Below are 22,534 nucleotides of genomic sequence, written 5' to 3'. Positions count from 1 at the left end.
CCTCCCGCTAGTTTCCGCTTCTAATCTATTCTACTAAATGGCCTTGTGAAGTACAATCAATCCATTCTGATGTAACACATTCGTAATAAAGCAATTAGTAAATCCCTAGCCATGCCGGACTTGTAACCGCACTCACTTAGGGCCAACTTTCATAGCTAAAAATCTTTTTCAGTGCTGTTTTCAATTAATTACTGGTGAAATCTGAATTAAGCGCTCCGTCAGGTATCCCTTATTAGAAAATCAAAAAAGTGTCCCTCAAAAATTTTGAGAGACACTTCCTAGCACCAGTCAGACTAGGTGCCGTCTAATCTTTTTATTGTTCACTCAACCAATCGTGGGCAGCCTTTAAAGCAGCTGGCAACCCAGCGGGATTCTTCCCACCGGCTTGAGCTAAGGTTGGGCGACCACCACCGCCACCACCAACTTTAGGGGCAATCGCTTTGATTAAGTCACCAGCTTTAAGACCGGCTTTGACCTTTTCATCACTAACGGCAACTAATAAGTTGACCTTGTCGCCAATGGCCGTTCCTAAAACTAAGACGTCGGAGTACTGTTTAGCTTTCCAAGTATCCCCAAACTGACGTAATTGGTCCATCCCGGACACTTCAACTTGTTGGGCAATCAAGGTTGTCCCGTTGACCGTGTCAACTTGATCAAAGACCGCGCCCGCTTGTTGTTTGGCTAAACGGCCTTCCAACTTGGCACTCTTCTGTTGTTCAGCTTTCAAATCAGCTTGTAACTGGCTGACCCGGGTCACAACGTCGGTCAGCTTCGGTGCTTTGACTTGAACAGCAAGTTGTTTCAACTGTTGTTCTTCGCTGGCCAATAATTCGAAGGCTTCTTTCGAAGTAACGGCTTCGATCCGTCGAACCCCGGCACCGACCCCGGCTTCAGAAACAATCTTGAATAAACCTAATTCACTACTGTTCTTAACGTGGGTCCCACCATCAAATTCAATTGAATAGTCACCGATTGAAACGACTCGTACAATCTTACCGTACTTCTGGGTAAAGACGGCAATGGCGCCCATCTTGTGACCAGTTTCTTGATCCGTTTGAATTGCTGAAACGGGAAGGGCTGCCCAAATCTTATCGTTAACGATCTGTTCAACCTTGGCTAATTCTTCAGCCGTCACTTGACCAAAGTGGGTAAAGTCAAACCGCAAGTAGTCAGGTTCAACGAGTGAGCCGGCCTGTTGCGTATGTTCGCCCAATACGTCGCGTAACGCTTGATCCAACAAGTGGGTCGCCGTATGGTTCTTTTCAACTTTAGCATGGAAAGCTAAGTCAACGTTTAAGGTGTACGTGGCATCCTTGTGCATTGGTTTTAAGACTTCAACCGTGTGCAAGTGTTGCTTGTTAGGCGCATTTTGCACGTCGGTCACCTTAGCAACCGTTTCACCGTCAGCATCTAAAATCACACCACGGTCAGCAACCTGACCACCCATTTCAGCGTAGAACGGCGTCTTACTGAAAATCATTTCAGCCGTGCCGCTTTCAACGTCGTCGACCAATTTTTCATCCACGATAATGTCGTTAAGAACGCCCTGAACATCCGTCAATTCATCGTAACCAACGTATTCACTAGAGGTCTTAATATCGATCAACAGGCTGCGTTGCACACCCATTGACTTGGCGTTACTACGCGCGTTACGAGCCCGATCACGTTGGGCCTTCATTTCAACTTCAAAACCAGCTTCGTCAACTTGTAAGTTTTCGTCGCCCGCGTATTCCTTAGTCAGTTCAAATGGGAAACCGTACGTATCGTATAACTTGAACGCTGCGGCACCAGACAAGGTATCATTACCAGCCTGCTTGGTTTCCGCAATCAAATTATTCAACAAGTTTAGCCCATCGTTTAACGTTTCGTTGAAGCGACTTTCTTCAGAGGCCACAATTTTTTCAATGTAGCTTGCGTTCTTCAACACGTCAGGATAGTGTGATTGCATAATTTCACCGACAATTGGCACGAGCTTATCCAAGAAGGCTTCCTTGAGGCCTAATTTTTGACCGTGCAAAATTGCGCGCCGAATTAAACGACGAATAACGTAGCCACGACCTTCGTTTGAAGGTAAGGCACCGTCAGAAATTGCAAACGTAATTGCCCGGGCATGGTCCGCAATCACCTTAAACGACACGTCGTCCTGCTTATTATCACCGTAATGTTTGTCGGCACTGAGTTCTTCAGTCTTCCGAATGATTGGCAAGAATAAGTCGGTTTCGAAGTTTGTTGGGGCGTTTTGGAAAATTGAAACGACCCGTTCGAGTCCCATCCCCGTATCAATGTTTTTACGTGGTAATGGTTCGTAGGTATTTTCAGGCGTATGGTTAAATTGTGAGAACACGATGTTCCAAACTTCAAGATAGCGTTCGTTTTCGCCACCAGGATAGTTTTCAGGATCATCATCATCTAAATTATTGAACGCTTCGCCACGATCATAGAAAATTTCAGAATCGGGGCCTGATGGGCCTTGGCCGATATCCCAGAAGTTATCTTCCACTTTAACGATGTGGTCGGGTTTAACACCGGCTTCTTCCCAGAACTTAGCCGCGTCTTCATCCTTAGGATAGACCGTCATATAAAGTTTTTCAGGGTCCCATCCAAACCACTTAGGAGACGTTAAAAGTTCCCACGCCCACGTGATGGCTTCTTTTTTAAAATAGTCACCTACGGAGAAGTTCCCTAACATTTCAAATAACGTATGGTGCCGCGCAGTCCGACCAACGTTTTCAATATCGTTAGTCCGAATACTCTTTTGTGAACTCGTCATTCGGGGATTATCTGGAACAACGGACCCATCAAAATACTTCTTCATCGTGGCAACCCCGGAGTTGATCCAAAGTAACGTTGGGTCATCTACGGGAACTAGTGACGCACTTGGCACGATCGTATGACCTTTTTCGTGGAAAAAGTCCAAGTACATTTGCCGAATTTCACTACTGCTTAACTTCTTCATATCAATTTGGCACCCTTTCTGGTTTATGTCTAGGCAAAAAAACACCGTTGCTAGCAAAGACGCTGTTAACGCGGTACCACTTTGCTTGCAACGATGTATTCGTTTACCTCTTAAGCTCATTAACGCTGAGAAACGGACTAGTTGACTAGTCATTGATCACAGGTAGCATCTAACTCACACCGCACTTTTTTCAGCAACCAAAGCGTTTCTAAACCGACGTGGGAGTTAAATATGTCCTTACTCTCAAAAGTATAAAAGTCTTCCGCGTTGTTGTCAATCCTGACCGTGCAACTAAGACTTCCGATCTTTTCGAGCTTGGCGCATCGAAGCGCGTTGTTCAATCCGCCGATCCATGCGTGCCTTGTCACTGATCTTTTTCCGAATGCGACGCTTGTAGCCCGGTTTGATCTTTTTCTTGGATTTCTTCACGAAACCAATCAACGTTGGGTCCAACTTTTCTTGTTTAGGCCCACGGTTAGCCCGGCGGTTACGGTCGTATGAATCCACGATTTCCCCGTCACGAATGGCCTTAGGTTCAAACTTAATCCCCATGGCTTCAACCGCACTGACTTTGTCTTCTTCACCAGGGCTATATAACGTGATCGCCGTTCCAGCCATCCCGTTTCGGCCCGTCCGGCCAACCCGGTGAATGAAGAATTCAAGGTCGTTTGGAATGTCATCGTTAATAACGTGAGAAACCCCTTCGATATCGATACCACGAGCTGCTAAGTCGGTTGCAACAACGAATTGATACTTCAATTGTTGAACGTCACGCATCACGCGTTTCCGTTCACGAGGCTTAATGTCCCCATGAATCATCGCGACCGTTAAGCCTTGTTTCCGCAGATAATGGGTCAGTTCTTGAACCCGTTCCTTGGTGTTGGCAAAAATCAGCACTAGGTAAGGTTCCCCAATTGTGAGTAATTGATAAATAATACTGTTTTTGTCATGGCTCTTAGTTGGCAGCAACCAGTTATCAATAGTTGGACTAATCACTGATTCTACTGGAATTTCTTCCATAACCGGGTTGTTCATGTATTTCTTCAAGAACGGTGTTAATTTTTGTGGCATCGTTGCGGAGAAGACCAGCATCTGTAAATCAGCCGGCATCCGCCCAGCAATTTGGTCAACAACGTTTAAGAACCCTAAATCCAACGTCATATCCGCTTCGTCCACGACGAGTTGGCCCGCGGTATGCACGTCCAACGCTTGTGAGCGCATTAAATCTAAAATCCGACCCGGTGTCCCAATAATTAGTTGGGGTTGGTGCCGGTTCAACTTATCAATTTGGTCCTGCTTGTCAGTCCCACCCACGTATAGTCCAATGTGTAACGCCTTAGGGCTATGTTGGATCAACTGTTTCGCTGCCGCCTGAATCTGATAAGCGAGTTCCCGACTAGGGGTCGTAATCACGGCTTGAACCCGACGTTCATCCGGGTTCAACTGATTGATCATCGGCAACAAAAAGGTATGGGTCTTCCCACTCCCAGTTGCGGATTGACCAATCACACTGCGACCGTCAGCAATTACTGGAATCAACTTTTCCTGCACCTTGGTTGGCTTGCGGAAATTGATCTCAGTTAATGCTTGCATTAAAAACGGCTGCAATTTAAAATCTTCAAAACTTGCGGTCATACTTAAACCTCTTTCTCATAATGACTGGCAACTTGGTCCAGTTCACGGACGACGGCCTCAATCTCTTGCTGGTCGGCAGCCTTAGCACCACTGGCTAGGGCGTGACCACCACCGTCGTGATTTTTGGCCAATTCATTGATTGCGGGACCCTTGGAACGTAACCGGATCCGGAAGTTGCCTTCCTTTTGTTGCACAAAGATTGCCCAACATTGGACCGTGTCAATTCGACCTGGCAGTGGTACGACCCCGGCCGTGCTGGCATCGCCAATTTCAAACGAATCCATCAAATCATTCGTTAAAATAACGTAAGCTGCACCAGAATCTAGCTGTGTTAAATGTTCATAAACGTAAGCTGATAACCGGGCCACTGGTAACGTAATCGTATCTTCAATTCGGTTAACGGCGGTGGCATCCGCCCCCGCTTCCATCAAAGCTGCGGCAGCACGCATCGTGCTAGGCTGCGTTGCGGGGTACAGGAACCGTCCCGTATCACCAACAATCCCAGCGTAGAGCAACCGGGCTGCTTCGGCCGTTAACTTCAAATCAGACCCAACTTCCGCATACCAGTTATAAATCATTTCACTGGTACTAGAAGCATCAACGTCGACCCACTGGACGTCACCAAAAGCATCGTCGTTGGGATGGTGGTCGATTTTAATCATCGTACTACCCTTTTGGTAAAATTCGCCATCAACTCGGGGCTGATTGGCCGTATCCAAAACCATAACTAGGGCGTCTTTGTAATCTTCTTCCGTGACAGTATCCATTTGACCAAGCCAGTCAAATCCATGGTACTGCTTGCCGGGCGTTAAAACTTTCTTATCAGGAAAACTCGTTTTAATAATGTCCGCCAATCCAAGCTGACTCCCGATTGCATCCGGGTCCGGGCGTTGGTGACGGTGAATAATAATTGTTTTTGCTTGTTTAATTAAAGTTAAAATTTCTGTCTGGACGGTCATAATGATCCTTCCCATTTCTGAATTTACTGGTGGCTGAAAAGCTGTCACAGTACTCCAGTATACCGAACAATACCATTTTCGCCAAATGAATTAGTTTTCATTCGGATAAAGCGGCAAGGTTAAGTTTTCAAATGCAAGCGGCGCAAGACCAGTCAGGGTGATTCCCAGTAAGCGAATCCCCGTATCAAAATGGTCGTCAACGACCTCGTCAAAGATTTCCTCAGCGTAACGGTCAAAGACGACCGAATCATTGGGAAGAAACTCCCCAAACGTGCGACGCTTGGTAATCGTCACAAAATCGCCGTAACGCAACTTCAAGACGAGCGTCTTACCGTGTCGTTGGTGTGACGCCATCGTTTCGGAGACCATTTTGGCCAATTCTTTGAGGTGTTCGTTGACCTCGACCTGTGTCGTTAAGAACGGGCCAAAAGTCCGTTCCTTGCCGATTGACTTTCGCTCACGCTGGTACTCAACGGGACGGTCATCGCTCCCCCGCACCCGGCGGTAAAGAATGTAGCCCAGCTTACCAAAATTTTTAATGAGGTCCAACTCCGACTGATTAAATAGGTCCTGACCCGTTTTAATGCCTAAATCATGCATCTTCGGGACCGTCTTCTTGCCGACGCCGCGAAATTTTTCAATGGGTTCCCGCAGTAAAAATGGTTCCGCATCCTGAGGTAACACAATCGTCACTCCGGCCGGTTTCCGGTAGTCGGACGCTAACTTAGCAATAAATTTGTTATAGGAAATCCCGGTCGAACAAGTTAAATTCGTCTTTTTCCAAATTTCTTGCTGAAGTTCGTGGGCCAACTGAACCGCACTGTGAATGTGCTTCTTATTATGGGTCACGTCGAGGTAGGCTTCATCAAAAGCAATCGGTTCAATCATATCAGTGTATTCATGAAAGATCCGGTGAATCTGGGCAGACACTTCGCGATACAACGGAAAATTAGGCGTCTTAAAGACGGCCTTAGGGCAAAGTTCAAGGGCCTTTGCAGCCGGCATGGCCGAATGAACCCCGTACTGCCGCGCCACGTAATTGGCCGTCGTGACAACGCCCCGGCCACCGGTTTGGCGGGGATCATGGGCAATAACGAGCGGTTGGGTCTTGTACGCCGGGTGCTCACGCTCTTCAATGGACGCATAGAACGCATCCATATCGACGTGCACAATTTTACGACTCGCATCAATCCGAATCGGTGCTTCAATAATCGATTGGGCCACATAATCCCCTCCTTGGTACCATTCATTATACACGAACATACGTTTCTTTTGGTGAAAAAAAGCTCTTAACTTACCAGTTGTTTTCCGGTCTTAAGCCACGGACGGTTCCACGACCGCATGCCATCAGCGGTAACCGGACTTAACTAGTTATTCCCAATCTAAGCGACGCTCATTACCGGCCGTTTTCATTCAGACACAAAAAAAGTGAGACTTAAGCATTAACTCAAGTCTCACCTTTAACGTTTGTTTTATCTAAATTACCTAATACCTATTTTGATTCAGGATCGTCAGCTTGGCTGTCAGCACTTTCGGCAACGGTGCTTTCACTGCTAGCCGCACTACTTTCAGCTGAAGTTGCATCTGATTTGGCTGCGATGTGTGAAGTCCCTTCATCAGCGGCTGCAATCTTAGCAATGGCGCTTAAATCAAAAACAAGAAAAATCCCATCACAATCAAGGGTAACCGTCTTGTCGGCTTCGTTGACTTCATCAACGACACCGTGTAAACGGCCAATGGTAGTGACCTTGTCACCACGTTTGATCTTGCTTAGCATACTTTGATGTTGTTGTTGTTGTTTTCTCTGTGGACGAATCATGAAGAAGTATAAGAATGCGAACATGACCACGATGAACAGAATTGATGTTAATGAACCAGCATTTCCCATTTTAAAAATCGCTCCTAATCTATTTGTTTGACTATCTTTAACTTTAACAAATTACACCTTAAATTACTAGTATACCTAGAAGTTTTTGGGATTTTTCTCGTTAAAGCCGTACATTTCGAAAAAGTCTTGCCGGAACTCTAGCAAGTTATCATCTAGAATCGCCTGCCGTACTTGCTTCATCACGTTCAGTAAGAAGTATAAGTTATGATAACTAGTTAACCGTAGCCCAAAAGTTTCGTCAGCCTTGATCAAGTGCCGGATGTAAGCCCGACTGAAGTTCCGACACGTGTAACAATCACAGTTGTCATCCAGTGGGGAGAAATCGTGGGCATAGGCCGCATTTTTCACGACTAAGCGCCCGTGCGACGTCATACAAGTCCCGTTACGGGCAATCCGGGTTGGTAAGACACAGTCGAACATGTCAACACCACGGATGGCACCGTCGATTAACGCGTCCGCTGAACCAACGCCCATCAAGTAGCGGGGCTTGTTTTCAGGGAGTAATGGCGTCGTGAAGTCCAAGACGTGATTCATTTCCGCCTTAGATTCCCCAACTGACAACCCACCAATCGAGTAGCCTGGGAAGTCCAAACTAACGAGGTCCTTGGCACTTTGTTCCCGTAGATCTTTAAAGCCAGCACCCTGCACAATTCCGAACAAGCCTTGGTAGTCTGGGTGTTGGTGGACCTTTAAGCCCCGTTCCGCCCAACGACTCGTCCGCGCCACTGATTTGCTAACGTAATCGTAGCTTTCAAAAAACGGTGGGCATTCGTCCAAACTCATCATGATATCTGGTCCGAGATCATTTTCAATCTGAATGGCCTTTTCTGGTGACAAGAACATCTTAGACCCGTTCAAGTGGTTCTTAAAGTGAACCCCTTCTTCGGTAATGTCTCGATTTTTGGCCAATGAGAACACCTGGAAGCCACCGGAATCGGTTAAGATCCCCTTGTTCCAGTTCATAAACTTGTGCAGGCCCCCAGCTTCCTTCACGATTTGTTCACCTGGGCGTAGCCACAAGTGATACGTGTTGGAAAGGATCACGCCAGCGCCCATCGCATCCAATTCTTCAGGTGCTAAGGATTTCACACTTGCTTGGGTCCCCACGGGCATGAACATTGGGGTCGGAAACGTGCCGTGTGGGGTGATCAATTCACCCAACCGCGCGCCAGTATGCTTTTCTTTTTTAATTAATCGGTATTTAATTGCCGGTTCCATATATTTTCCTCCGTTAAAAACGTTGCTAAACTTTGAATATCATAGCACGAAACGCTAACGCTAACCAGCGCGGCCATGACTTGAAAACGCCAAGAGCCCGAGACGCAATTACCGTCTCAGGCCCTTCACTTTCACTACTTCGTGACTAATGAATGAACATTGCATCCCCAAAACTGAAGAAACGGTACCGTTCATCAATCGCGTGTTGGTACGCATTTAAAATCATGTCCCGACCGGTAAAGGCGGCGACTAGCATCACCAGCGTTGATTTTGGTAAATGGAAGTTCGTGATGAACGCGTCAACCACTTTCCACTGGTAGCCGGGCTTAATGAAGATGTCCGTCCAACCAGAATCCGGTTTGATTTCACCATCAAACTTCGTCCCAACCGTTTCCAACGTCCGAATTGACGTCGTCCCAGTGGCGATAATGCGACCACCGTTTTGGCGGACTTCGTTCAACGTCTTAGCAGCGTCTTCATCCAACCGGTAAAATTCACTGTGCATCTTATGGTCTTCAATGTTATCTTCTTCAACTGGTCTAAAAGTTCCTAAGCCCACGTGCAACGTCAAGTAAACCAACTTGACCCCTTTATCTTGCACTTTTTGCAATAGGTCCTTCGTCCAATGTAACCCCGCCGTTGGAGCCGCCGCCGAGCCGTTTTCCTTAGCGTAAACGGTTTGGTAACGGTCCGGGTCATCGAGTTTTTCTTTAATGTATGGTGGTAACGGCGTTTCGCCTAAGCTTTCCAGAATCTCCATAAAAATCCCGTCGTAATGGAACTCAATCATTCGAATCCCATCTTCTTTTTCAGCAGTCACAGTTGCGGTCAACTTACCGTCACCAAAAGAAATCACGGTTCCAACGTGCGCACGCTTTGCAGGTTTCATCAGTGTTTCCCACTCGTCGCCCTCGGTATTATGCAGTAATAAGACTTCAGCGTGACCACCGGTTTCAGGTTTGACCCCGTATAACCGGGCCGGCATCACCCGTGAATTGTTCATGACAACCGCGTCACCGGGATTTAGTTGGTCAATAATGTCATAGAAATGCTTGTCTTGCATGACGCCCGTTTTACGGTCAAGTTCAAGTAAACGTGACGTGTCACGTTGCTTGATGGGTGTCTGGGCAATCAATTCGTGTGGTAAATCATAGTCAAAATCTTCAAGTGTTAAGCTCATGTTGCAACCCCTTATCTTTAATCGTTGGTTGGGTATGGTAACCCTAAGTGTTGGTAGCCTTTGATCGTGACGACCCGGCCCCGCTGTGTTCGTTTCAAAAAGCCAATCTGTAACAGGTACGGCTCGACCACTTCCGCGATCGTATCCGTTTCTTCACCAATATTCGCCGCAATTGTGGCTAGCCCGACCGGACCACCATCGTAATATTCGATCATCGTTCGTAATAACTTGTTATCCGTTTCGTTTAACCCGTCCTGGTCAACCCGTAAATAGGTCAACGAACGACTGACAATGGTCTCATCGATGGCGTCCTGGTCCGCAACTTCCGCAAAATCCCGGATGCGCTTGAATAACCGGTTCGCAATCCGTGGCGTCCCCCGTGAACGGCGCCCAATTTCATGGGCCCCCGACGGCTTGATACTCGTTTGAAAAATATCCGCCGTCCGCTTCACGATGTCTTCCAAGTCGGGAATCGCGTAGTATTCCATGTGTTCAACGATTCCAAACCGATCCCGCAACGGTGCCGATAGCATGCCGGCTCGCGTCGTCGCCCCAATCAGGGTAAACGGCGGTAACGGGAAGTGGACTGGATGGGCAGTTGGCCCCTGTCCGACCACGATGTCGACGTAAAAGTCTTCCATCGCAGAATAGAGCATTTCTTCAACGATCTTTGGTAGCCGATGAATTTCATCAATAAATAAGATATCACCAGGTTCCAATTCATTCAAGAGTGCGACTAAATCCCCCGGTTTTTCGATGGCCGGACCACTCGTCGTTCGAATGTGCACCTGCATCTCATTAGCAATCACCATCGCCAGCGTCGTTTTCCCTAACCCGGGCGGGCCGAATAACAGCACGTGGTCCAGTGATTCTTGACGCTTGCGTGCGGCTTCAATGTAAACACTTAATTCGTGTTTGACCTGATCTTGACCGATATATTGGGCTAACGTTTGCGGACGCAACGACTTTTCAAGCGACCCTTCGGCATCGTCAGTCTTATCGCCAGATAAAATCTTGTCTTCGTCCATCAATGATTCCCCCCTTTACTTGGTCAATAACCGTAGGCCTTCACTGAGTAAGTCGTTCGTATCAACTTGCTTACTCTGGCTATAAGTTTCTAATGACTTAGTCACTTTTTTAACTTCACGTTGCGAGTAGCCTAGCGCGGCTAAAGCTGCCAACGCATCCGCTAACGCACCCTCGACTTCTGGCGTCGTGACGTCTAACTCTGTTTGACCAGTGACGTCAACGTTTAAGTCGTTTAATTTACCCTTCAAATCTAAAACAATCTGTTGTGCCGTCTTCTTACCAACTCCTGGGAAGCTGGTCAAATACGTCGCGTTTTCCTGATTAATCGCTTGAATCAACCCAGAATGGTCGTTATTGGCTAAAATTGCTAGCGCGGACTTCGGCCCGATTCCAGAAACGTTGAGCAGCTTTTCAAATAACGCCTTTTCATCGGCGTCGTAAAAGCCAAACAAGCTCATCCCGTTATCACTAACGGCTTGGTGAATGTACATCTTGACTTGCGCGTCACCAACTTGGTAACGATACGGATTGGCCGTTAAGACTTTATAACCGATACCGCTCACTTCAATCACCACGAAGCTAGGCGTAACATCGGTAATTTGGCCGAGAAAGTATTCATACACGACTAAAAAACTCCTTTAATAAAAACGTATGTTTGCTTGCTAAATTGTACCACATTTCCCGAGCCGCTTTGGCCCACCGCCTCCAGAAAATCCTTTTTTCACGTAAATCCTTGCCGGGCGCGTCTGAAACGTGCTATGCTCAGTGTTCAGGAGGCATCGAGATATGGAAATTAAGCCCTTTACCGCCGTCTTACCAACCGACGCGGGACTAACAAAATTAACGACTAACAATTCAAACTGGACGTCCGCAGATACCCACGTTCAACCCGGAACGAGCTATTACTGGTACGAACTGACTCAAAACGGAATTCATCAGTGGCGACTCATCGCCAGCTGGCCCGAACAAGTCAGTGTCACTACCATGCTTCCTGGTGGGATCAATACGGTCCTCTACCCTAAGCACCCCATCATTGAAATGCTAATTGACGACTGGGTCGGCCACTTTCCAAAAGCGTATGAATTTACGGATGAGGATCACGTCACGCACCGCTTATGGCAAATTACCGAAGCGGAAGTCAACGCTGACATTACTGAAACCATGGCAGAAGTCACGCCACGTAAAACCTGGCTAACCACGACCAGTACGCCACTTGTCATGCTCGTGGCTGACAGTGAATGGACTAAATTCAAGACGCAACCCCGGGTACCGGAACATTTGATTCAAAAAATCACAGTATAATTTAAATCCCCATACTTAGCTTTCATGCCTAGAATGTCGCAACATTCTATTTAGAAGCTAAGTATGGGGATTTTTTTATCGTTCAAATGTGTCGCATTATCAGCAGCTTATTGGAAACTAAAGTGCGATCCGTAGTCGATCGGAATCAACCGTCATGACGGACGCGCTTTATTCCACGGTACCATCGCCAGCCTTGCCAACTCGCAAGCCCTAATATGATGAGCCCGCAAATCACGGTCAACCAACGCCCCAGTGTCAATCCTGGCGTCTGATAGATTAACTTGATTGTGTGGTGGCCTGCACTTAACCGCGCCCCTACGAAGGCTAAGTTGACAACCTGTGTCTTTACGGGTTGGTCGTCAACTTGTAACTGCCAACCAGTGGAATACGGAATCGACGTTGTTAAAACGCTGGCCTTCGTTGTCCGCGTCGTCCCCGTTACTTGGTTATTCGTCACCTTCAGGCCTTGCAACCCTTGTTGTTGCAGTCGGTGCGTCTGCTGCGTGTACGCCTTACCAAATGGCACCGCAACTAACTTGGCGGACTTAAAGTGCATGCCGCGAATACTCGTAAAGTTCAACACGATCGTTTTCCGTGCCGAATGACTATTGCCAAGATTAATCACAGCCTTAGTCCGCGGTTCGTAATCCGACATGTTGGTCGTTCCAAGCTGGTTAAAGCTGACCAGGTTATCCACCGTTTGGGCGTTCAACGAATAACCGCTGGCACTCAGGTTGCCCTTCAACCCGTCGCGAATATCGTCCAAATAGTCGACCTTCGTATACGGTCGGTCCGTAAAGACGTTGGTATTTTGACTAGTCTTCAACTCATTTTTAATGGAGGATCGGTCATAGGTGATGCCATCTAAGACCAGGTACATTTCAGTATTCCGGTACCGTTTTGGGTGCTTAATGGTGAGCTGATAAGGAACCTGGTGCCCCTGCACATCACTAATCATCGACTTTAAACCGTTGGCGTTAGTCTGCGCGTTTTTCGCTAACCACTGTTGGTTTTCTTGAATCAACTTCAACAGTCGTTGACTAGGATCTGTCATCCCGGTTGCGGGTGTCAAACTAACCCGCTGTTTATCCGTCAACGTGACCGTTTTGTCCGGTAACTTACTCAAGAGATTATTGGACGTTCCAGTACTGTGTTGATTCCGATAAATGATTACTTTATCCGTACTATCCAACACCGTCGTGTCATCGGCCTGCACCGTATAGGCCACTTCTTGCCCGGTCTTTTTAGGCGCGACCGTTTTAACGCCGCTTGCAGAATCAGACGTGACGGCGCCTTGTAATAAGGCTTGCTCCTTATCGACCGCACTCAGCTGGTTAAACTTCGTCGTGTTCAACCGTTGCGTTTGTGTGTAAGCCAGTGGTAACGCGTTAGCCGACTTTAGCAGTACCGTCCCGGTATGGTTACTCAACCCGTAAATAAACTGGTCGGGATATATTTTAGGATCCCCGGCCTTCGTTTTCACGACTTGATATCCCGCCGGTAACGATTGCCCCTTCAACTGGTCTTCTCTGGCAAACATGTACTGGACTCCGAGTAAGTTATTGAAAGTCGTCCGCCCGTTCAAGGTCCCAAGGGGCGAATTCATGGCGTATTCCGAGTTGCCTAACGTCTGACTTAACTGGCCAACGTAGGAATTTTGCACGGAAAAATACGACCCAACGGTGTGGGTGCCTAAGACCATCGGCACGTCGCTTTCAGCGGAGCGCATCGTGTAGTAGTTCGGTACGAGGGCCGTCCGGTAAAACTGCCCATTTTTTGGCAATCCGGTCTGCGCCCCATCGACGTAACCCTTGACCCACTTCATTGCGGTCCCCCGGCGAATCTGTTCCGTACTGTTGGAATTGGTATTCGTGCTTAACCAGCCAAGTCCGTTGTTCGCCAAGTTCAGCGTGACCACTCCGAGCAGTAACACGTTAAACTGGCGGGAAGTCAGATTCAAGCTACGTTTTGCCAACAGCAGTCCGACTAGTGCCAGTAAAATTAAGTAAGTCGCAATGTCGTGCTTACGAATATTGAGATAGAATCCGTTGATGAGCCAAATTAAAATGAGCCAACCAAAACTAACACCCGCGATCCACTTCAAATCACCCGCCGTTAATTCGGCTAAATGATCAACTAGTACCATCGTGGCGTAAGCAAATACTAAGGTTGCCATCAATAACCACCGATTTGACGGTGTCGAAAAGACGTTGAAGACGGCGGCAAAACTCGGCACTAAGATGCCAATCATCATGGCAATCAAAACCCAGTTTAAGACCCAGTACCGCTTAAAGTGCCGTAACGTATAAATCATACCAATAAAGCTAATCCCACTCAGACCAAGCGTGATCCAATACTGCACGCTACCACCGTTGGTCAACAAGCGGTTGGGCAAGTTTACATAGTAGTTGATTGGATAAGTGAGCAGTCCATTGGCAAAATTAAAGCTTGCCCGGGTGGCGTGTAGCATGGCCAGTAAGGTTGGCACTAGGATAATTCCAGCCATGCCGACACCAAGCAACGCCGCAACCGCTAAGCGCCAAAGGAGTTGCACAAATGGCCGCATCTCGGCGTGCTCACGTTTCCGTGCCCAAAACCGGACAAATGCATAAATCAAGCTCCCTAGGGCCAGCAAGTAAGCAAAGTAAAAGTTACTCATAATGACAACTGCCGTAATCACACTCAGTGGCAACCAGCTGTGTCCGCGGAGGACCCGTTCGATCGCCCAGCAGAGTAGTGGAAACCAAATCATCGGTAACAAAAAGAACGGGTGGTGCATCCCAACGTAAAACGTATACGCCGTAAACGTATAGGTCAGGCTCCCAATCAACTGGCTAAACCGGCCAAATTTAAACTGGTGGCTAAAGGCCAAAAATGCCAAGCCTACAAAATAAAGGCGCAGTAAAATCAACGCCTGATAACCCCACTCCAAGTGTGCACGCGGAATGAAGGCAACTAAGTAGTTAAACGGATCCCCTACCACGTAGTAGGCAAACGTCGTTAACTGGTCCGCACCTAAGCCGAGGTTCCAAGACCAGCTAAATAGGCCCTGACCCCCACCGCGCAATATTTCTTGGAAGGTCAACAGGATTGGAAAGTGTTGTGCAATCCCATCGACTTCCCAAATGAGCGTGCGTCCCGCCAAAAACAGTCCGCTATAGCTGATTGCCGCAATGAGGACAAACATCAAACTATACCAGACCGCTAACGGTATTTTACGTCCTTTAATCAAAGATTCATTCCCCTTTTTTCCTAAATTAATGCTAACTATGTAGCCCCATATAAGACCTAACCTAAAACAATGGTCTCATTTTACCATTAATCGCTAAAAAGTCCGTCCGCTTCACCAAAATCTTAATGAATTAACAACTTAGGACACAAACCGTTCAACCAAACTACAAAAAAGGTTCCCTACATCCAAAATTCCATGTAGGAAACCTTTTTTAACAATATCAAAAGGTAAAATTTAAATTTGCCATCTACAACCTAGTCCGGTTGGCACTGATAACATGCGGTCGTGGGACCGGGCCTAGCCTGAAAAGCGGTCTAGTCCCTCGCCCGGAACACTTGCAAGAAACGCAACTGTCCCGGACCGTCCGTGGTGTTTGGCCAAAAAACAGCGGCCAAACACCACCTTCACGACCGATGTTATCAGTGCCAACCTCCGAATATCCAATCGAAATACCAATAGTAAGACTATTTTTAGCGGAGTCGGGTAGAGTTGACGTGCTGTGTCAGCAAGATTAGCGAGTGATTCTTACGCTTATCTTGCGGGGCGATTCAGAGACGTGGTCTATCGGCTCTGAATCGAGGCCCCAGACCGCACCATGGCTGGGACCGTCCCCCATAGCACCCAATTCTACCCGCCGGAGCGGATAATTTAGCAATAACAATTACCACCGTTACTAGCCATGAAGTGGTGATTCATGACTATCTTGAATCCGCTTGAACATCCGCTCCATGTCGGAGTTGGTGAAATGAACCGTTACCGGCCGCCCATGGGGACAGTTAAACGGATTCTCGCAAGTTGGGAGTTTTTTCAGTAACGCCCGCGCCTGCTGGTCATCCAAATGGTGATTAGCCTTGATGGCCCGCTTGCACGACATCATAATGGCTGACTTTTCACGGAATTGGGCGACGGTCAAATGGCCATCTTGCAAACACCAATCGACCATTTCCTTAATTGTATCCTCTTCCTGGCCCGCTTTAAACCAGGTCGGGTGCGAATGGACGATAAAGCTATTACCGCCAAACGGTTCGAGGTAAAGTCCTAGTTCCGCCAATAACGGTAGTTTTTCCTTAATCTTTAACACGTCACTCGTCGGATAATCTAAAATAATTGGCACTAGCAAGTTCTGTTGGTCAGCGCTAACCTCACCAATAGCTTGCCGGTAATATTCATAGTTAATCCGCTCCTGCGCGGCGTGTTGATCCAAGATGTACATGCCATCATCAGACTCGGCCAATAAATACGTGCCGTGCATCTGTCCCAAGTAACGTAACTGTGGAAAGCGCTCAGCGTCGGGCGCTTCACTCGTTGCCGTTCTAGCTGGGTCAGCGACTTCCGACACGGCCGAAGCTGGCTGTCCAAATGGCAACGCCGGCGCTTCACTTTGATACTTTTGATCAAAATTCGTTACGGCACTCGTTTGTAACTCGTGTCGGTCATTGATCATAATTGGCTCCGGCGCCTCACTGCTAACGGGTTCAGCAACCGAATCTGCCGCCGTTACCTGACTTGCAGGCGCGCTACTAGTAGCAGGCTTGGCGGTGTCACTTGCCGGACTAGTCGCTGGTTCAGCGACCGCTGCTAACGACGCTGCAAAACTTTCCGCCGCTTGCGGACTCATGCTGGCAACGTGATACTGTGACGACGCGGCGTTTAGATTCATCGCCAACTGATCCGTGCTCAACCGTTCCCGCCGGTGGCTCCCTAAGTTAGTAAGGGCCGATGGAATCAAGTTCACGTCCGCCAACCGGGCCGTAATCGTTGTACTGATTAACTTAGCTAGGGCGGGTTCCTTACTTAAGCGAACTTCCTGCTTAGTGGGATGAACGTTAACGTCCACCAACAAGGGGTCCATTTGCAAGTCAATAACAGCAATCGGGTAACGTCCCACCATCAGCTTAGACCCGTAACCTTGAATGACCGCTTTAGTCAGTTGCTGATTTTTGATGGCCCGCCCGTTGATTAAAATCGTAATGTATTGCCGACTGGAACGGGTTAAGGCGGGTAGTGCCACGTACCCTTTCAGTTGAAAATCATCGTCGTGCCCCGCAATCGCCACCATTTTTCGGGCATTTGCTACCCCGTAAATACCGGCAATCACCCGTTGTAAATCACCGCGTCCCGCCGTCTTCAATAATTCCTTGGAATTATGAACGAGCCGAAACGCTACTTCAGGGTAGCTCAACGCCAAGCGGTTGACCACGTCAACAATGTTGGCCAGTTCCGTCTGGGGTGATTTCAAATATTTTAAACGTGCGGGTGTATTGAAGAATAAATCGGTGACGGTGATGTCCGTCCCCTGCCGCAATGGTGCCGGCGCTTGGTGTAATAATTTGCCACCCCGATAGTGAATACTCGTGCCACTCGTGCCGGTGCTGGTCGCCATAACGACGTCAGCAACTGACGCGATACTGGGTAGCGCTTCGCCACGAAAACCTAGCGAACGCACCTGAAACAAGTCTTTTCGCGAGGTGATTTTACTCGTGGCGTGCCGTTTAAAGGCTGTCAGAACGTCTTCGTCCGCAATCCCGTCACCATCGTCAATCACCCGAATGGACTGGACCCCGGATGCCAAAATAAGCACGTCAACTTGGCTAGCGTGCGCATCCACCGCGTTTTCAACTAATTCTTTTACGACCGAGGCGGGCCGTTCCACAACTTCACCCGCAGCGATTTGATCCGCTAACACGGTATCCAATTCATGAATTTTTCCCATAACCATCGGCCTTTCTATCTAAATTTATTTACTTAACTTCTGTTGCCACTTATAGAGCTGATTCATTACATCCATCGGCGTCATCGCCATCAGGTTCAAGTTTTTCAATTGTTGCAAAACCTTTTCGTCCTTGGCGTTCGTGACAGTCGGTTCACTGAATAACGAGAGCTGCTCATCCGCTTCAGCCACTTCTTCTGGCTGGGCTTCAGCGCTCGCACTAACTTCCGGTGCCACGGGGGTGACCGGCGTATCCGGTACGGGTGCCGCACTAGCGGCCAATGAATCGGCCGTCGTAGACACCGCGCTCGTCTGACTTTCCAGACTCGTTAAAATCGTATTTGCCCGCTTCAATAAAGCATCCGGCATCCCGGCTAACTTAGCCACGTGGACCCCGTACGACTTATCGGCAGCCCCTGGTTCAACTTTGTGTAAAAAGACTAACTCCCCGTTTTGTTCAGTCGCCCCAACGTGGACGTTGCGGAGGCCTTTTAATTCTTGATCCAAAACCGTTAGTTCATGGTAGTGGGTCGAAAACAAGGTCTTGGCATGGATATTGTTATGCACAAATTCAATAATTGCTTGTGCCAACGCCATCCCATCGTAAGTCGCGGTTCCCCGACCAATTTCATCAAAGAGTACCAAGCTGTTAGCCGTGGCGTGTTGCAAGGCGTTGTTGGCTTCCTGCATTTCGACCATGAACGTACTTTGGCCCGAGATTAAATCATCCGTCGCACCAATGCGTGTAAAGATTTGGTCAAAAATTGGCAGTTGTGCTGCTTTAGCTGGGACGAAACAACCAATCTGCGCCATGATGACCGTTAAAGCCAACTGCCGCATGTAAGTACTCTTCCCGGACATGTTCGGTCCCGTAATCAGCAACACCGTCTCATCCGGGGTCATCTTAACGTCGTTAGGGACGTAACTCTGATTACCCATCACCTTTTCAACGACTGGGTGACGACCTTCTTCAATCTTTAAGTCATGCGACTTGGTTAAGGTTGGCCGGACAAAATGATAATCTTCACTAACAACGGCGAAACTTTGTAAGACGTCGATTGCCGCGACCGCCTTAGCTAACGTTTGAAGCCGCTTAATGGCACCCTTAACGGTTTCGCGCACCTTCGTGAAGAGTTGGTACTCCAACTGAGTAGAATGGCTCTCAGCCTCTAATATCAAGGCTTCGTGTTCCTTCAATTCAGGGGTACTGAACCGTTCCGCGTTGGTCAACGTTTGTTTCCGTTCATAACGGTCACTTGGGAGCTGTGCCAAGTTCGTTTTGGTGACTTCGATGTAATACCCAAAAACGCGGTTAAACCCGATTTTTAAGTTCTTGATTCCAGTCACTTGGCGTTCCTTAGCTTCTAATTCCGCAATCCACTTTTTCCCGTTGTTCATGGCATCGCGATACTTATCCAACTGCAGATTGTAACCATCCTTGATGACCCCACCATCCGTAACAGACAACGGTGCTTCTTCCACAATGGCTTGGTCGATCAGGTCGGCAACGTCTTCGACGGGATCAAGTTGACTCACTTCCGCATCAAAAACTTTTGCATCCAACTCTGATAAGATATAGCGAATCTTCGGTACTTGTCGTAACGACGTTTTTAATTGGATCAAGTCCCGACCGTTCACACTCCCGAAAGCAACGCGGCCTGCGAGGCGTTCCAAGTCGTAAACCTTCACTAATTCTTCCTGCAAATTATTGCGTTCAAAATAGTGGTCTAACAGTGCGGCCACTTTGTTTTGACGTATTTCAATGTCCTTCTTCACAATGAGTGGACGGTCCAACCACTGTTTAAGTAGTCGGCCCCCCATTGCCGTCTTAGTTTCGTCGAGTAACCACAGTAACGTGCCCTGTTTCTTACCCGTCCGAATCGACTTCATTAATTCCAAGTTATATTTAGAGTTGTGATCCAACTTCAAAAAGTACGACGGTTCATAAGCGACCGCTTTTTGTAAATGGGCTAGACTCCGCTTCTGCGTCACCGTGATGTACATCAATAGGTGCTCGACGACCTGCTTTTCAAGGTCAACCGTCAAGTCCTGCGTCAAATAACTCAGCGCCGATTGTGGTGTCACTTGGTTTTGTTCGGAAATCAAGATGCCAAGCGTCTTGATCTGCTTGCGCAAGTCACTGGATACCGAATCATCCACAACGATTTCCTTCGTTTGTAAGCTGGTCAGTTCGTTAATTAGCGCATCGTCAGTCGTCAGTAAACTCGTTTTCAGTTCACCGGTCGATAGGTCGGCGTACGCAAAGCCCATCTGCTGGTCCACCTGAATCAAGGCCGTCAAATAGTTATTCGATTTTGCTTGTTCAGCGCCGCGTTCTAACGTGGTCCCGGGCGTTACCAATTGGATAACTTCCCGTTTGACCATACCCTTAGCGAGCTTAGGATCTTCCATTTGCTCACAGATGGCGACTTTATAGCCCTTATCAACTAAAATATCGATATAATTTTGAACGGCACGGTGTGGCACACCACACATTGGAATTGGATTGGCCGCCGAATGGTTCCGCGTCGTTAAGGTCAACTCAAGTAGCTGAGCCCCTTTAATGGCGTCATCAAAAAACATCTCGTAAAAGTCACCGAGTCGATAAAACAAAAACGCATCGGGGTATTGATTTTTCACGGCAAAATATTGACGCATCATTGGGGTATCATTAGTTTTCTGTGGCACGAATCGTTCCTACTTTCTATTTCTAACTTTAATCATCAAAATACGGGTGATCCGGATTGATCAAGACCCGTTGAATTTTCTTTGCGTGACCGTTCTTTTCGTCCAGGTCAATCACACAACCGGATAAAACGGCCGGACTGTCTTCTTGAACGTTAAACCGGGTCGGCATTTGTTCCAAGAACCGTTGGATAACATTTTCACGTGTCATCCCCAAGATGCCATTATAAGGGCCCGTAAAGCCGACGTCACTTAAAAAGGCCGTTCCTTCTGGTAAGACCCGTTCGTCACTAGTTTGAACGTGGGTATGCGTCCCAATCACCGCACTAACTTGGCCATCTAAGTACCACGCCATGGCTTCTTTTTCACTAGTCGTTTCAGCATGGAAATCAACAAAGATGTTCGGGGTCGTCTCCCGCAGTTCTTCAACGAGCGGTTGAACCGTCGTGAACGGATCCGCTAAGTTTTGGCCCATAAAGACGTTACCTTGCAAGTTAATCACAGCTAATTTCGCCGTATTGACGTTAACGATCGTGTAGCCCTTCCCCGGCGTCGTCGCGATTGGAAAGTTTAGTGGACGCACCAGCTTCTTGGCATCCCCAATGAAATCAAAAATCTCATTGTTATCCCAAGTATGGTTTCCCATCGTAATCACATCCGCTCCGGCACTCAAAAAATCTTTATAGACTTGTTGACTGATTCCGCGACCACGGGTGGCATTTTCACCATTCACAATCGTCACTTGCGGTTTGTAGCGCCGCTTTAACTTTGGTAAGTACGTGGCAATCGCGTCCTGCCCAACTTGACCCATGACATCGCCGACAAATAAAATTCGCATAAGTTCTCCCTTGTTTTAACGTTATATTCACCATTTTAGCATTAATCGGTTAGAAAAGTGGGGCGACATTTTCCAACAATCACTTTAATCACGTTGAATAAAAAATGCTGTCCGGATTGACCATCGTCACTCAGCAGCATTTTATTTAGCTTCTCATCATTTTTCAGTCCGGGTAATTCCCCACACCGTTAATCCCGCCACCCCAACGACAATTAGTGGACCGGTAGCCCACCTAAAAACTGGTTTTAAAGCGCTAACTAACCCGATTCCGAGGATAAGCCCAAATAATAACGCCCCGTACAAATTAAACCAGCGGTGCCGTTCACGAAAAAGCGGCCGGTTATCCAACCCAAAGTAGCGATTAAATTTGATTAAGTAATTGAGCGCCAATAACCCGACCAGAAAAAGGAGGCTGACCACCGGATTCATTAAATGTAACTTTGGCACTAAGAAGTTAACCGCGACTAATCCAATGTAACCCACCGCCATCACCCGTAGTGCTAACTGGACGGGCCGAATTTGCTGCCGGACATCCTGGCGTCTTAAGTAATCAGTCATCCCACTGTCTTCTCGTAATAGCGTATCTAACGACAATCCGTAAAAATCGCTCAACCGTAACAAGCTATCGATATCCGGGTAACTATTCTCGGTTTCCCAACTAGAAATCGTTTGGCGGGAAACGTGTAGTTGTTCCGCGACGGCTTTTTGCGTCAAATGTTTCGTCAATCGCGCCTGTTTTAATCGCTCACCGAACCGCATCGCTATCACCCTCTCTTTAATACCCTGATTATAAGATAGTGCCTCACCTGAGCCTAGCTTAGAATCTTGGCACGTTGATTTAGCGGCATTTCATGGCACTGATCACGTCGGTTCGTTAGTCATCATTCCACTAAATTATCAGC

Annotated in this window: 15 protein-coding genes; 1 reads left to right on the top strand and 14 read right to left on the bottom strand. The window is 47.7% G+C overall.

What is annotated here, in order from left to right; all coding sequences use genetic code 11:
• Window positions 1-313: 313 nt before the first annotated feature.
• The 9 genes from alaS to ruvA all read right to left on the bottom strand — a co-directional run bounded on the left by alaS (window position 314) and on the right by ruvA (window position 11,488).
• Window positions 314-2,956: an alanine--tRNA ligase gene (alaS, locus tag AAA939_RS09230; protein ID WP_338209920.1), complete on the bottom strand. Its 2,643-nt coding sequence runs from the start codon at window positions 2,954-2,956 to the stop codon at window positions 314-316.
• A gap of 291 nt (window positions 2,957-3,247) precedes the next feature.
• Window positions 3,248-4,591, bottom strand: coding sequence for a DEAD/DEAH box helicase (locus AAA939_RS09225; RefSeq protein WP_338209922.1), 1,344 nt, complete (start codon window positions 4,589-4,591; stop codon window positions 3,248-3,250).
• A gap of 2 nt (window positions 4,592-4,593) precedes the next feature.
• A complete protein-coding gene (locus AAA939_RS09220; protein ID WP_338209924.1) occupies window positions 4,594-5,550 on the bottom strand; it encodes a DHH family phosphoesterase in 957 nt (318 codons plus the stop codon).
• A 90-nt stretch (window positions 5,551-5,640) separates the two neighbouring features.
• On the bottom strand, window positions 5,641-6,774 hold the full coding sequence (gene dinB / locus AAA939_RS09215; protein ID WP_338230854.1) for a DNA polymerase IV: 1,134 nt from the start codon (window positions 6,772-6,774) through the stop codon (window positions 5,641-5,643).
• 268 nt (window positions 6,775-7,042) lie between these two features.
• The gene (yajC, locus tag AAA939_RS09210; RefSeq protein WP_338209928.1) at window positions 7,043-7,438 is read right to left on the bottom strand and encodes a preprotein translocase subunit YajC; all 396 of its coding nucleotides are present in this window, start codon (window positions 7,436-7,438) and stop codon (window positions 7,043-7,045) included.
• A gap of 75 nt (window positions 7,439-7,513) precedes the next feature.
• Window positions 7,514-8,656, bottom strand: coding sequence for a tRNA guanosine(34) transglycosylase Tgt (gene tgt / locus AAA939_RS09205; RefSeq protein ID WP_057707628.1), 1,143 nt, complete (start codon window positions 8,654-8,656; stop codon window positions 7,514-7,516).
• A gap of 145 nt (window positions 8,657-8,801) precedes the next feature.
• Window positions 8,802-9,836 (bottom strand): tRNA preQ1(34) S-adenosylmethionine ribosyltransferase-isomerase QueA, encoded by a 1,035-nt coding sequence (queA, locus tag AAA939_RS09200; protein WP_338209931.1) that lies wholly within the window; start codon window positions 9,834-9,836, stop codon window positions 8,802-8,804.
• A 17-nt stretch (window positions 9,837-9,853) separates the two neighbouring features.
• Window positions 9,854-10,864 carry a Holliday junction branch migration DNA helicase RuvB gene (ruvB, locus tag AAA939_RS09195; RefSeq protein ID WP_338209933.1) on the bottom strand — a complete coding sequence of 337 codons (1,011 nt, stop codon included), beginning with the start codon at window positions 10,862-10,864 and terminating at the stop codon, window positions 9,854-9,856.
• A gap of 15 nt (window positions 10,865-10,879) precedes the next feature.
• On the bottom strand, window positions 10,880-11,488 hold the full coding sequence (gene ruvA / locus AAA939_RS09190; RefSeq protein WP_338209935.1) for a Holliday junction branch migration protein RuvA: 609 nt from the start codon (window positions 11,486-11,488) through the stop codon (window positions 10,880-10,882).
• A 163-nt stretch (window positions 11,489-11,651) separates the two neighbouring features.
• On the opposite strand from ruvA, the gene AAA939_RS09185 reads away from it, so the two are divergent.
• Window positions 11,652-12,167: a DUF1015 family protein gene (locus AAA939_RS09185; RefSeq protein WP_338209937.1), complete on the top strand. Its 516-nt coding sequence runs from the start codon at window positions 11,652-11,654 to the stop codon at window positions 12,165-12,167.
• 145 nt (window positions 12,168-12,312) lie between these two features.
• Here the strand turns inward: AAA939_RS09185 and AAA939_RS09180 are convergent, their stop codons facing one another.
• From AAA939_RS09180 to AAA939_RS09160, 5 genes are all read right to left on the bottom strand, one after another.
• Window positions 12,313-15,399, bottom strand: coding sequence for a YfhO family protein (locus AAA939_RS09180; protein ID WP_338209939.1), 3,087 nt, complete (start codon window positions 15,397-15,399; stop codon window positions 12,313-12,315).
• Between the two features lie 673 nt (window positions 15,400-16,072).
• Window positions 16,073-18,112, bottom strand: coding sequence for a DNA mismatch repair endonuclease MutL (gene mutL, locus AAA939_RS09175; RefSeq protein WP_338209941.1), 2,040 nt, complete (start codon window positions 18,110-18,112; stop codon window positions 16,073-16,075).
• Between the two features lie 24 nt (window positions 18,113-18,136).
• Window positions 18,137-20,797, bottom strand: a complete 2,661-nt coding sequence (mutS, locus tag AAA939_RS09170) for a DNA mismatch repair protein MutS (RefSeq protein WP_338209943.1) — start codon at window positions 20,795-20,797, stop codon at window positions 18,137-18,139.
• Between the two features lie 28 nt (window positions 20,798-20,825).
• Window positions 20,826-21,632: a TIGR00282 family metallophosphoesterase gene (locus AAA939_RS09165; RefSeq protein ID WP_057707635.1), complete on the bottom strand. Its 807-nt coding sequence runs from the start codon at window positions 21,630-21,632 to the stop codon at window positions 20,826-20,828.
• A 156-nt stretch (window positions 21,633-21,788) separates the two neighbouring features.
• Entirely contained in the window at window positions 21,789-22,391 is a 603-nt protein-coding gene (locus tag AAA939_RS09160) for a helix-turn-helix domain-containing protein (protein WP_338209945.1), read from the bottom strand.
• Window positions 22,392-22,534: the final 143 nt, after the last annotated feature.

The organism is Lactiplantibacillus paraxiangfangensis (assembly GCF_036246185.1).
Taxonomy (GTDB): domain Bacteria; phylum Bacillota; class Bacilli; order Lactobacillales; family Lactobacillaceae; genus Lactiplantibacillus; species Lactiplantibacillus paraxiangfangensis.
The sequence above is the reverse complement of the archived record's forward strand: the minus strand, read 5'-3'. Positions and strand labels throughout refer to the sequence as shown.